Consider the following 12,977-nt stretch of genomic DNA (forward strand, 5'->3'; position numbering starts at 1 on the left):
TCCCTATCTTAAGGGGTTGCGCTCCCGCCCGTGCCACGCCCATGCGCGGGAGCCGACTCACGGTCACGCGCGCCGGGCCCGCGCAGGGCGATGACATCAAAGCGCCCCTCCTTGAGGTGGGCCCGGAGGTCCTTCTTGTCAAACTTCGCGACGGATGTCTTGTCGATGGATCGCACGAACGTCCAATACTCCGGCAGCATCCAGCTGGGCAGGTGGGAGCGGAGCTCTTCGCGTAGCCGCTCGGCTGTCGTCGCATCCTCGGCCACGCCCTCGTGGAGCACCGTCACGGCGAGAGGGCGCTCGCCCCACTTCTCATCGGGATAGCCGATCACCGCGCACTCCACGACCTCGTGGGATTCCATAATGAAGTTCTCAATCACCGCGGAGTAAATCCACTCCCCGCCGGAGCGGATGACGTCCCGGGCCCGGTCCTGCACGATGAGGAAGCCGTCCGAGGTCACCGTCCCGACGTCGCCGGTGCGCAGCCAGCCGTCGTCGGTGAACTTATCGAGGGCATCGTCGACGGCCTCCCCGCGGAACATGTGCGCGGATCCCTCCGCCTCCTCGGCGGGGGAATGGTAGTAGCTGCCCGTGACGAAGTTGCCGCGGACCTGGAGCTCGCCGTGGTTGCGATCGGTGGAGGAGACGATCTCGCCGTCGTTGACCACGCGGTATTCCACGGAGGCGGGGAATCGCCCCTGGCTGATGCGGTAATCGGTGCGGGCGGCGCCGGAGACTCCGCGCGGGGGCCGGGCGACGGTCGTGGCGGTGGAGGTCTCGGTCATGCCCCACACCTGGACCACGTCCACGCCGTAGTGCTCCTCCCACATGCGGATGAGCGCCGGCGGGGCGGGGGAGCCGCCGACGAAGATCTCCGTGAGGCTCATCCGCTTCGGTGGATGCTCAAGGTAATACACCATGAGCTGGATCCACAGCGTGGGTGCCCCGTGGGCCACGCGCGGGTGCGTGAGCTCGATGAGCGTGGTGAGGGTGGCGGGGGAGACGTCGGAGTCCGGGAGGACGAGCGGTGCGCCCGACATGAGCGCCGCGAAGGGGACACCCCAACTGAGCACGTGGTAGATGGGCACGCAGCAGAGGAATGTGTCCCCGTGAGAGATGGCGAGGGAATCCGTGGTCCTCAAGTGCATGGACTGCAGGTAGAGCGAGCGGTGGGAGTAGACCACGCCCTTCGGGGCGCCCTCGGTGCCCGTGGAGTAGCAGATGGCGGCGGCAGTAGTCTCCGGCAGGACGGGCCAGGAGTAGCGGGTGGGCCGGCCATCAAGGAGCGCCTCATAGGAGTAGACGGTCACGTGATCCGGCATGAAGGAGGAGGGCTGGGTCAGCGGCTTCGTCCCGATGAAGACGACGGCGCGCACCCCCTCGCAGCCCTCGAGGACCTCGCCCAGTTGCTCGGCGAGGCGGGGGTCGGCGATGATCACCTCGTCGTCGGCGTGATTGACGATGTGCCGAATCTGGTCATTCATGAGGTAGCGGTTGAGCGGGTTAAACACCGCCCCCATGCAAGTCACCGCGCAGAGCGTCTCGAGGTGCTCGGCACAGTTATACATAAAGGTGCCGACGCGCTGATCCCCCACAATCCCCAGCTCCTCGCGAAGAGCGTGGGCGAGGGCCGAGGCGCGCGCCGCAATGGTGCGATAGGTGCTCGTGTGCAGCTTGCCCTCGCTATACGTGGTGACCGTCGTATCGGAGTGCACCGTTCGGGCATATTCCAGAATCCTGGCCACCGAGAGCGGAATGTCCTGCATGGTAGAGCGCATGATCACACTCTACAAAGAGCACCTGTGAGGCGAAGGGGAACACCCCCAGGGGTGTTATTGACCGGCACTGCCACCAATGCGCTACACTATCGCGCAGATCGACCAGGAAACCTCGGGGAACCGGTCCGCCCTCCGATCAACGATCGCCGCGAGCGCGGAGATCACCGTGGCTGATGAGGCGGCCTCCCGGAGAATCACGAACAATCGGTCTGCTGATTCACCCAGCCCTGCCAGATGAGGGCTCGTGAATAGTGACAATCAGCATAAAAATACACGGACGCATCGAGGACGTGAGAGTCCTCATGTGGTCGATGAAAGGACATCTGTGACCGAGAAGGACACCGCCGCGAACGGTGGGGAGCAGCAGAATCTTGCTTCCCTGCGGATCCCTGAGCTGCGCCAGCTGGCCGCTCAGCGCGGAATTAAGGGAATTTACGGCCTGCGCAAGGGGGAGTTGATCGCCGCGATCGAAGGCGCATCCCCCGCCGAGGCCCCGCGCGGCACCACCCCCCAGCCCGAGAAGGCCCAGGAGGCGCCCGCGCAGCCCGAGAAGGACTCCGAGAACGCCCAGGACAGCGACGCCACGGACACGTCCGTCGCGGCTGAGGGGACGAGCTCCGAGGAGCAGGAGGATGAGCGCCCCAAGCGGCACGAATCCCGCTCCGCTGCGCGTCGAGCCCGCCGCAACCGTGCCCGCCAGCACCACCGCGAGCAGAAGGAAGAGCGCGAGCGCGAGAAGCGCGAAAAGAAGGAAGAGCGGGAGCGGGAGAAGCGCGAGCACGCCGAGCAGGGGGAGAACGCCGAGCGCCAGGACCGCAACGGGGAGGATGAGAACGGCCGCCGGGGACGCCGCAACCGCCGTAACCGCCGCAGCCGGGACAACCGGGATAACCGCGAGCAGCGCGATCAGCGTGACTCCTCCGACGAGCGCGATGACCGGGGGAACCAGAACGGGGACCGACAGGACAATGTCCAAGAGGTTGCCGGCATCCTGGACATCGTCGATAACAACATGGCCTTCGTCCGCACCACGGGCTACCACGCCGCGCCGACGGACGTCTACGTCAATAACCAGCTCATTCGTCGCTGCGGCCTGCGCGCCGGCGATTACATTACGGGCACCGTCCGGATGAACCGCGGTGGCGGTGGCGGCTACCACGGCAAGGGTGGCCGCGGCCGGAACCGCTACAACAACCTCATCCACGTGGACACGGTGAACAACATGAGCGTGGAGGAGGCGCGCCAGCGTCCCCGCTTCGCCAAGCTCACCCCGCTGTACCCGAACCAGCGCCTGCGCCTGGAGACCGAGCCGAAGATCCTCACCACGCGCGTCATCGACCTCATCATGCCGATCGGCAAGGGGCAGCGTGCGCTCATCGTCTCCCCGCCGAAGGCCGGTAAGACGACGATCCTCCAGAACATCGCCAACGCCATCACGACGAACAACCCCGAGTGCTACCTCATGGTGGTCCTCGTCGACGAGCGTCCGGAAGAGGTCACCGACATGGAGCGCTCCGTCCGGGGCGAGGTCATCTCCTCCACCTTTGATCGCCCGCCCAGCGAGCACACCAGCGTGGCCGAGCTGGCGATTGAAAGGGCCAAGCGCCTGGTGGAGCAGGGGCAGGACGTCGTCGTCCTCCTCGACTCCATCACCCGACTCGGGCGCGCCTACAATAACTCCTCCCCGGCCTCGGGTCGCATCCTCTCCGGTGGTGTGGACTCCAACGCGCTCTACCCGCCGAAGCGCTTCCTGGGCGCCGCGCGCAACATCGAGAACGGCGGCTCGCTGACGATCATCGCGACGGCCATGGTGGAGACCGGCTCCGCCGGCGACACCGTGATCTTCGAGGAGTTCAAGGGCACCGGCAACGCCGAGCTCAAGCTGGACCGCAAGATCTCCGAGCGCCGCGTTTTCCCGGCCGTGGACGTCAACCCCTCCGGCACCCGCAAGGACGAGCTGCTCCTTGCGCCGGAGGAGGCGCGAGTCATGCACAAGCTGCGTCGAATCCTCTCCGCGCTGGATAATCAGCAGGCCATCGATCTGCTCATCAAGCAGCTGAAGAAGACGCGCTCTAATGGGGAATTCCTCATGCAGGTGGCAAAGTCCGCTCCCATGGCGGCCGCGATTGAGGAGGAGGACTACTCCTAATGCACGATCAGGTCTCTGCTGTTGACGACATCCGGGCAGAATACGAGGGCTTGGAGGCGCAGCTCGCCGACCCGAGCCTTCACGATGACCAGGATGCGGCCCGGAAGGTTGCGAAGCGCTACTCGGAGCTGCAACCCGTGATCAACGTGCACAACGAGCTCACGCAGGTCACCCAGGACCTCGAGGACGCTCGGGAAATGGCCCACGAGGATCACGAGTTCCAGGCCGAGGCAGAGCGCCTCGACGCCCGCCGGATCGAGCTCGAGGAGAAGCTCGCCGACCTCCTCGCGCCGCGCGACCCGCGCGATGGCGAGGACGTCTACCTGGAGATCAAGGCCGGCGCCGGCGGCGAGGAGGCCGCGCTCTTCGCGGGCGACCTCCTGCGCATGTACCAGCGCTACTGCGATCGCCATGGCTTTGTCACGGAGATCCTTGGCCTCTCGGAGACCGACCTCGGCGGCGTCAAGGACATCACCCTGTCGATCCGCTCGAAGAAGCCCTCCCGCGACGGCGCCTGGAGTTTCTTCAAGTTCGAGGGCGGCGTCCACCGCGTCCAGCGCATCCCGGTGACGGAGTCCCAGGGGCGTATCCAGACCTCGGCGGCGGGTGTGCTCGTGTACCCCGAGCCGGAGGAGATGGGCGAGGTCGAGATCGATGAGAAGGACATCCGCGTCGATGTCTACCGTTCCTCCGGCAAGGGCGGCCAGGGCGTCAACACGACGGACTCCGCCGTCCGCATCACGCACCTGCCGACGGGCATCGTCGTGACCTGCCAGAAGGAGCGCTCCCAGATCCAGAACAAGGCCCGCGCCCTGCAGGTGTTGGCCGCCCGTCTGGAGCAGATGGAGCGGGAGAAGGCGGAAACCGAGGCCGCCGAAGGGCGCGCCGCTCAAGTCCGTAACCTTGACCGTTCGGAGCGCATCCGCACCTATAACTGGCCGGAGAACCGCATCAGCGATCACCGCATCGGCTTCAAGGCCAATAACCTGGACCAGGTCCTCAACGGCGACATGGACGCGCTCTTCGACGCGCTGAAAACCGCCGAGCGGGCCGAGCGCCTGGAAGCCGAGCACGCCTAAGTGGATCTCCGCGCGCTGCTCGTCGACGCCACCGCCCGCCTCGCTGGGGCGGGCGTTCCCTCTCCCCGGGTGGATGCCCAGGAGATCGCGTCCTTTGTCCTAGGCATCCCCCGGGAGCGGCTCATCCTCCACAGTGGGGATGAGATCAGCGCTGAGCAGGGCGATGAGATCGCCTCGCTGCTCGAGCGCCGGGCCGCCCGCGAGCCGCTCCAGCACATCGTGGGCGCTGCGCCCTTCGGGCCGCTGAGCCTGGCGGTGGGGCCGGGTGTCTTCATCCCTCGCCCCGAGACGGAGGTGCTGGCGGATTGGGCCTCGCGGGAGCTCCGCCGGCTCGAGGACACGCCGGGCAGGAGTGCTGCGCCGGTCGTCGTCGACCTCTGCACGGGCTCGGGTGCCCTCGCCGCCTTCCTTGCCGACGCACACCCGGCGGCGAGGATCGTGGCCGTGGAACTCGACCCCGTGGCGCGCCGGTGGGCCGCGCGGAACCTTCCGGAGCGAGTGGAGCTCGTCGCGGGGGACGTGACGCGCCGCGAGTGGATCGATCAGTGCCCGGGGCTTGCCGGGGCGGTCGACCTTGTGGTGAGTAACCCGCCCTATGTGCCGGCGAGCGCCAGGGCGGACCTGCCCCCGGAGGTCCACGCTGATCCGGACCGGGCCGTCTTCTCCGGCGAGGACGGGATGGACGTCATCACCGCGCTGCCGGACGTACTCGATACCCTGCTGAAGCCCGGCGGAATCCTGGGGATTGAGCACGATGACTCGACGGCCGCCGCCTGCCGCGAGCTCTTCGCGGCGGACCCGCGCTGGACGGACGTGCGTTCGCTCGCCGACCTCAGCGGTCGTGACCGTTTCGTTATCGCGGGTAAGCTATGACTATTGCCACCGCGCCCACGCAGCGCGGCGGCGCATCGATGACCACGATGTCGACCACGATGAAGGAGGAAAACCCGCGTGAGTGGGGTGTGGAAGTGCACGGATGAAGCCGGTCTGGAGCGAGCCCTCATGGCCGTCACCGGATCCGTCCAGCGAGGCAACCTCATCGTCATGCCGACGGACACGGTCTATGGCATCGGCGCCGACGCCTTCAACAACGAGGCCGTCGCCGCCGCCCTGCGCGCGAAGGGGCGCGGTCCCGACATGCCGATGCCCGTGCTCGTCGGGAGCTGGGACACCGCGAAGGGCCTCGTGGCGGAGTACACCGAGGACCTCGACGCCCTCATCCGCGCCTTCTGGCCGGGCGCCCTGTCGATCGTCGTCCCCCAGGCGCCCAGCCTGCCGTGGAACCTCGGCGATACGCGCGGCACCGTCATGCTGCGCATGCCCAACCACCCGGTAGCCATCGCGGTGCTCCGGGCCGTGGGACCGATGGCGGTGTCCAGCGCCAACCTCACCGGCCACACCCCGCCGACCACCGCCGCCGACGCCCGCCAGCAACTCGGCACCTCCGTGGACATGTATCTCGACGGCGGCGAGTCCGCCGTCGGAACCCCGTCGAGCATCATTGACCTCTCCGGCCCGCAGCCGCGCCTCCTGCGCGAGGCGGCCCTCAGCGCGGAGCAGATCGCCCCCGTCCTCGCGACCACTCCCGAGATCCTGCGAGGGGAATCCTAGATGGGGGCCGTGGGTGTTCCCTTGCGCGAGCTGGGCCTCGTCATCCTGGCCGCTGCGATCTTCACGTATCTCACCACGGGGCTGGTGCGCTCCGCGATGGTGCGCAGCGGCCGGATTGGTGAGATCCGCCAGCGCGATGTGCACACCCAACCCACGCCGCGCATGGGCGGGGTGGGGATGTTCACCGGCTTCATCGTGGCGGTTTTCCTCGCCCATCAGCTTCCCGCGCTGACCAGGGGCTTCGAGCCGGTCACCCCGGAGATGACCGCGGTCTTGTGGGCGGCCTTCGCGATCGTCCTCGTCGGCGTCCTCGATGACCTCTATGACCTCGACGCCATCACCAAACTCATCGGGCAAATCATCGGCGCGATCATCCTCAGCACCCTGGGCCTCAGCTGGACGATGGTCTACCTGCCCCTCAACGAGGGCATGACGCTCGCCCTCGACAACTTCCAGAGCACCATTGTCACCGCGCTCTTTACCGTCGCGCTCATCAACGCCATCAACTTCGTCGATGGGCTCGACGGCCTCGCGGCGGGCCTTGGCCTCATCGCGGGGCTCGCGATCCTCATCTTCTCGGTGACGGTCCTCCACGACCTCGGCGGCGCGGTTTCCGCCTATCCGCCTGCGATGATCGCCGCGGCGCTCGTCGGCATGTGCGGGGGATTCCTCCCGCATAACTTCGAACCCTCCCGCATCTTCATGGGGGATTCCGGCTCCATGCTCATCGGCCTGCTCCTCGCGGCGGCGGCCACCTCGGCCTCCGGGAAGATCACCATGAACCTCTATGGGGCCGCCGACTTGGTCGCGCTGCTCTCGCCCTTCGTCGTCGTTATCGCCGCGATCTTCGTCCCCATGCTTGACCTGGTCCTCGCCGTGGTGCGTCGGCTCGCCCAGGGGCGTTCCCCCTTCGCGGCGGACAAGATGCACCTCCATCACCGCCTCCTCAAGATGGGGCACTCGCACCGCAAGGTGGTCCTCGTGCTGTATCTCTGGGTGAGCGTGGTGGCGCTGAGCGCCGTGAGCTTCTCGGTGGTGCCAGTCCGCTTTGCCGTGATGATCTCGGTGGTGGCACTTGCGGTGGCGCTCGTCGTCACGTTCGTGCCCACCCTCTCCCAGCGCTCGGCCCATCGCCCGCGCGGGAGCCACGCCAGGTAGAATGCCGCCCGTGACTGAGAACGACGCCTCCACTCCCACCTCGCCGCTCGAGGACTCGCGCCTGCCGCTGCTCGCCGCCGTGCGCAATGGCTGCTGGGGTCTCCTCGCTGTCCTCGTCCTTTCCCTTATCGGGTGGGGAGTGGGCGTGGGGATGCCCGGAGTCTGGGGTGCCCTCATCGGCGGGCTCATCGGCGGGGGATGCGTGCTTCTCACCGCTCTGAGCGTCGTCCTCACCGCGCGCAGCGCGCCCACGACGACCGCCGCCGTGATCCTCGGCGGGTGGCTGCTGAAGATCGTGCTGGTCCTCCTTGTGCTCGCCGCGTTGAAGGGGATGGATTTCTATCACCACTGGGCGCTCTTCCTCACCACCGTGCTGAGCCTGCTCGTGGTCCTCGGGGCAGAGGTCTGGGGCGTCACGAGGACCACGGTCCTCTACGTGAGCTAGGCACCCTCTTTCGGGGGTGGTCGGCGCACTGTGTGCCGTATCACGGGTGGTAGGAGGGGTCTTTTCGGGGGAGGGCAGGGTAGTGGAGGGGCTCGCACGTGTGCAGCCCGTGAAAGGCCCGGTCACGCCCATGGCCGGGGAAAAGGCGCGGCCGCGTGCGTGAATCCTGAAGGTGGGGAAGAAAGCTCCTCAGAGTGGCCTGAGCTTTCCTCTCGAGAGACGTGTGCACAGTCATGGCGATGCGGGGGTGGCTGCGTGCGAGAACGGCCATGCTCCCTGATAATGTGATGTTTGGGTCCCCTCGTTCCTCGTCAATGGGGTGATCCCCTGCGGCGGTCCCGTTGATGTGCGACGGAGTCCGAGACAGCCGCAGTGTATTGAACGACGTCCATCGCACCGTAGGGGATCGTGAGATCCTGTACGGCCCTGAACACGGGAGAGAACGCTGAGCGTTATGACTTTGTCCTTAGAGGGGCGCTTCCACGCCCCTAATCTGGACGACGAATTTTTCCCGGGGCACAGTGGTCACTACGACATGCTCTTTGGTGATGTCGCCAATGGCATGTTCGCTCTTGACCGATTCATGTTGATCCGTATTTTGATGACGGTCATCCTGTGTGTCTTCTTCGCAGTAGGCATGCGCAATCCGAAGCTGGTGCCGAGTGGCTTCCAGAACGTCGTGGAGTACTTCCTCGACTTTGTTCGGATTCATATCGCAGAGGACATTCTGGGCAAGAAGGAGGGGCGCCGGTTCTTGCCGATCATCGCCACTACCTTCTTCGCTGTCATTGCGATGAACATTCCGGCCGTGATTCCCGGCCTCAATGTTTCTCCCAATGCTCGTATTGGTTTCCCGATCGCGCTCGCGGTCCTCGGCTACATCACGATGATTTATGCCGGGGTGAAGCGCTACGGGGCAGGGAAGTTCCTGAAGTCGTCGGTGGTGATCCCGAATCTTCCGCCGCTTCTTCACATTCTCGTGGTGCCAATTGAGTTCCTCTCGACATTCATCATCCGTCCGGTCACCCTGGCTCTTCGTCTTATGGCGAACTTCCTGGCCGGACACCTCATCCTGGTCCTGCTGTACTCTGCCACGAACTTCTTCTTCTGGCAGCTGAACGGCTGGACAGCTGTGTCTGGTGTGACGATCATCGCTGCAGTGGCTTTCTCACTGTACGAGTGCATCGTGATCTTCCTGCAGGCGTACATCTTCGCGCTGCTGGTTGCGGTCTACGTGGAACTCTCGCTCCACGCTGATTCACACTAGGGGTACCGTTTTCGGAGCCCAGATCAACTGAATAACCCCAACCATTCACATCCCCGGTTCGGAGACCGGGAACTCAGAAAGGGAACGACTTTCACATGAACGACATCATCCTGATGGCCGCAGATCAGACCCCGAGCCTCGGTGCCATCGGCTACGGCATCGCCACCCTCGGCCCCGGCGTCGGCATCGGCATCCTCGTTGGCAAGGCTCTCGAGGGCATGGCTCGTCAGCCCGAGATGGCCGGTAACCTCCGTACCACCATGTTCATCGGTATCGCGTTCGTTGAGGCTCTTGCTCTGATCGGTCTTGCCGCCGGCTTCATGTTCTAAGACCTAAGAGTTCAGAACGACGAAGACTGGAGACCACATGACGAACGTCATTACATTGCTTGCGGAAGGTGGAGAGAAGCTCGATCAGGGCAATAACATCCTCTTCCCCAAGGCTTACGATGTCGTCTGGTCCATCATTCCGCTCCTCGTAATCCTCGCGCTCTTCGCAATCTTCATCATTCCGAAGTTCAAAGAGGTACTGAGTGAGCGTCAGGACCGGATCAAGGGCGGAATTCAGCGCGCCGAGGCCGCTCAGGCTGAGGCGAAGTCTGCCCTGGAGAAGTACAATGCACAGCTCGCTGAGGCGCGCGCCGAGGCGGCCGAGATTCGTGAGCAGGCCCGTGAGCGCGGCAAGCAGATCGAGGCCGAAATGAAGGCTGACGCCACCGAAGAGAGCAAGCGCATTATCGAGTCCGGTGAGAAACAACTGGCTGCACAGCGTGAGCAGGTCGTGGCTGAACTGCGCCGTGAGATGGGGCAGCACTCCATCACCCTCGCGGAGCGCCTCCTGGGCGGCGAACTGTCTGACGCCACCAAGCGTTCGGGCACTATCGACAGCTTCCTGTCCGAACTCGACGCCGTGAAGCCGGCAGGAAAGTAGGCACCATGCACGCAGCAAGCCGCGACGCGCTCGCACAGGTTACCGCTCACCTGGACACCGCACTGGGAAGCTCCGGTGACACCGTCGCTACGGCGGCGCAGTTGGGCACCGAGCTTTTCGACGTGGTCGAGGTGCTCGATGGTGACCGCGGCCTGCGCGTCGCTGTCGCTAATGCTTCAGCTACCCCGGAGCAGCGCGTCCGCCTCATCGCGGACGTGTTCGGCGGGAAGGTCAGCGAGGCAACCCTGGAGATCCTCAAGGACTCCGTCGAGAAGACGTGGTCCACACCTCGTGAGTTGCGCCAGGGGCTCGTGACCATCGGACGCCGCTCGCTGTTCCGCGCTGCCGAGCAGCAGGGTCAGCTCGAGCAGGTGGAAGACGAATTGTTCCGGTTGAGCCGGATCCTGGACCGCGAAGGCAGGCTGACGCAGCTGTTGTCCGACCGGACCGCCTCGCCGACGAAGAGGCGCGAGCTCCTCGCGAACGTCCTCTACGGCAAGGTGACGTCGGTGACGGAGGCGCTGGCGCTTCAGGCTGTCGGCCGTCCAGAGCGCACGCCCATTGACGACGTGGCCGCCCTGGCGGAAAGTGCCGCGGCACTGCGCGACCGGACGGTGGCCCACGTGGTTGCCGCCGGAGAGCTGAGTGAGACTCAGGAATCCACGCTGGCTGAGAAGCTGGGCCGGATTTATGGGAAGCAGATGTCCATCCACGCGGAGGTCGATCCCGATCTTCTCGGTGGCATGGTCATCCGGGTCGGTGACGAAGTCATCGACGGAAGCACCTCAGGCAAGTTGCAGCGGCTTCGGGCGCATTTGGTCTAGGCGCGACCACCTTTGATTGTTAATGCAGGAAGAAACTACCGAGAGCAGGAAGAACATGGCGGAGCTTACGATCTCCTCCGATGAGATCCGTGGCGCGATAGCTAATTACACCTCGAGCTACTCCGCGGAGGCCTCCCGCGAGGAGGTCGGCGTGGTTATTTCCACGGCTGACGGTATTGCCCAGGTTTCGGGTCTCCCGTCAGTAATGACCAACGAGCTGCTGGAGTTCCCGGGTGGAGTCATCGGCGTCGCGCAGAACCTGGACACCGACTCGATCGGCGTCGTGGTTCTGGGTAACTACGAGAGTCTCAACGAGGGCGACGAAGTCAAGCGGACCGGAGAGGTCCTGTCCATCCCGGTCGGGGACAAGTTCCTCGGCCGTGTCATCAACCCCCTGGGGCAGCCCATCGATGGATTGGGCGCAATCGAGGCGGAAGAGGACCGCGTCCTCGAGCTGCAGGCACCGTCGGTGCTGCAGCGTCAGCCGGTTGAAGAGCCTCTGCAGACCGGCATCAAGGCCATCGACGCAATGACCCCGATCGGTCGCGGTCAGCGTCAGCTCATTATTGGTGACCGCAAGACCGGTAAGACCGCGGTCTGCATCGACACCATCCTCAACCAGAAGGCCAACTGGGAATCCGGCGACAAGTCCAAGCAGGTGCGCTGCATCTACGTGGCGATCGGCCAGAAGGGCTCGACCATCGCCGCCGTCCGTCGCACCCTCGAGGAGCATGGCGCCCTCGAGTACACGACGATCGTTGCCGCCCCCGCATCCGACTCCGCGGGCTTCAAGTGGCTGGCGCCGTTCTCCGGTGCCGCTCTTGGCCAGCACTGGATGTACCAGGGCAACCACGTCCTCATCATCTACGATGATCTGACCAAGCAGGCTGAGGCCTACCGCGCGATCTCCCTTCTGCTGCGTCGTCCCCCGGGACGCGAGGCATACCCCGGCGACGTGTTCTATCTGCACTCCCGCCTCCTGGAGCGTGCTGCCAAGCTCTCCGATGACATGGGCGCTGGCTCGATGACGGCTCTCCCGATCATTGAGACCAAGGCCAATGACGTCTCGGCCTTCATCCCGACCAACGTCATTTCCATCACCGACGGCCAGGTGTTCCTGGAGTCCGACCTCTTCAACCAGGGTGTTCGCCCCGCGATCAACGTTGGTATCTCCGTCTCCCGTGTCGGTGGTGCCGCGCAGACCAAGGGCATGAAGAAGGTTGCCGGCTCCCTCCGTCTGGACCTGGCCGCCTACCGTGACCTCGAGGCCTTCGCTGCCTTCGCCTCCGACCTGGACGCCGCGTCCAAGGCCCAGCTGGAGCGCGGTCAGCGCCTCGTGGAGCTGCTCAAGCAGCCCGAGTCCTCCCCGCAGCCGGTCGACTACCAGATGATCTCCATCTGGCTTGCCGGCGAGGGCGCCTTCGACGTCGTTCCCGTCGAAGACGTTCGCCGCTACGAGGCCGAGCTGCACGAGCACCTGCACCAGTCCGTGCCCGAGGTGTACCAGCAGATCGAGGGCGGGGCCGCGCTGTCCGACGAGTCCAAGGAAGCCCTGCTCAAGGCCAACGACGAGTTCGCTAAGAGCTTCCGCACCTCCGAGGGCCACACCGTGATCAACGAGCCGGAGGTCACTCCGCTCGATGACTCCGAGGTTCAGAAGAACCAGCTCTCCGTCTCTCGTAAGTCTGCCAAGAAGTAGAGCATTCCATGCCTAATTCGCAGATCATCAAGAGAGA

The 12,977-nt window shown here is 65.1% G+C and carries 12 protein-coding genes; 11 read left to right on the plus strand and 1 reads right to left on the minus strand.

Features of this window, described 5'->3' with window-relative positions; all coding sequences use genetic code 11:
• Nucleotides 1-8 precede the first annotated feature (8 nt).
• The gene (locus L1O03_RS07125) at nt 9-1,778 is read right to left on the minus strand and encodes a long-chain fatty-acid--CoA ligase (RefSeq protein ID WP_236118868.1); all 1,770 of its coding nucleotides are present in this window, start codon (nt 1,776-1,778) and stop codon (nt 9-11) included.
• 325 nt (nt 1,779-2,103) lie between these two features.
• On the opposite strand from L1O03_RS07125, the gene rho reads away from it, so the two are divergent.
• The 11 genes from rho (at nt 2,104) to atpA (ending at nt 12,940) form a co-directional block, all read left to right on the plus strand.
• A complete protein-coding gene (rho, locus tag L1O03_RS07130) occupies nt 2,104-3,927 on the plus strand; it encodes a transcription termination factor Rho (protein WP_236118874.1) in 1,824 nt (607 codons plus the stop codon).
• Entirely contained in the window at nt 3,927-5,006 is a 1,080-nt protein-coding gene (prfA, locus tag L1O03_RS07135; RefSeq protein WP_236118876.1) for a peptide chain release factor 1, read from the plus strand. The genes rho and prfA overlap by 1 nt, the downstream gene beginning before the upstream one ends.
• Complete coding sequence (gene prmC, locus L1O03_RS07140) at nt 5,007-5,879, plus strand: peptide chain release factor N(5)-glutamine methyltransferase (RefSeq protein WP_236118884.1); 873 nt, start codon at nt 5,007-5,009, stop codon at nt 5,877-5,879.
• Nucleotides 5,880-5,957: 78 nt separating this feature from the next.
• The gene (locus L1O03_RS07145; protein WP_420830313.1) at nt 5,958-6,617 is read left to right on the plus strand and encodes an L-threonylcarbamoyladenylate synthase; all 660 of its coding nucleotides are present in this window, start codon (nt 5,958-5,960) and stop codon (nt 6,615-6,617) included.
• A complete protein-coding gene (locus tag L1O03_RS07150) occupies nt 6,618-7,775 on the plus strand; it encodes an MraY family glycosyltransferase (RefSeq protein WP_236118886.1) in 1,158 nt (385 codons plus the stop codon). It begins immediately after the preceding gene.
• Between the two features lies 1 nt (nt 7,776).
• On the plus strand, nt 7,777-8,220 hold the full coding sequence (locus tag L1O03_RS07155; protein WP_236118892.1) for a Cg1360 family ATP-synthase-associated protein: 444 nt from the start codon (nt 7,777-7,779) through the stop codon (nt 8,218-8,220).
• A gap of 454 nt (nt 8,221-8,674) precedes the next feature.
• The gene (gene atpB / locus L1O03_RS07160) at nt 8,675-9,487 is read left to right on the plus strand and encodes a F0F1 ATP synthase subunit A (RefSeq protein WP_236118894.1); all 813 of its coding nucleotides are present in this window, start codon (nt 8,675-8,677) and stop codon (nt 9,485-9,487) included.
• 95 nt (nt 9,488-9,582) lie between these two features.
• Complete coding sequence (locus L1O03_RS07165; RefSeq protein WP_236118895.1) at nt 9,583-9,816, plus strand: ATP synthase F0 subunit C; 234 nt, start codon at nt 9,583-9,585, stop codon at nt 9,814-9,816.
• 37 nt (nt 9,817-9,853) lie between these two features.
• Nucleotides 9,854-10,417, plus strand: coding sequence for a F0F1 ATP synthase subunit B (locus L1O03_RS07170; protein ID WP_236118897.1), 564 nt, complete (start codon nt 9,854-9,856; stop codon nt 10,415-10,417).
• Between the two features lie 5 nt (nt 10,418-10,422).
• Nucleotides 10,423-11,241 carry a F0F1 ATP synthase subunit delta gene (locus L1O03_RS07175; protein WP_236118899.1) on the plus strand — a complete coding sequence of 273 codons (819 nt, stop codon included), beginning with the start codon at nt 10,423-10,425 and terminating at the stop codon, nt 11,239-11,241.
• A gap of 55 nt (nt 11,242-11,296) precedes the next feature.
• A complete protein-coding gene (atpA, locus tag L1O03_RS07180; RefSeq protein WP_236118900.1) occupies nt 11,297-12,940 on the plus strand; it encodes a F0F1 ATP synthase subunit alpha in 1,644 nt (547 codons plus the stop codon).
• The last annotated feature ends 37 nt before the right edge of the window (nt 12,941-12,977 follow it).

This window comes from Corynebacterium uropygiale (assembly GCF_021568315.1).
In the GTDB taxonomy this organism is placed as follows: domain Bacteria; phylum Actinomycetota; class Actinomycetes; order Mycobacteriales; family Mycobacteriaceae; genus Corynebacterium; species Corynebacterium uropygiale.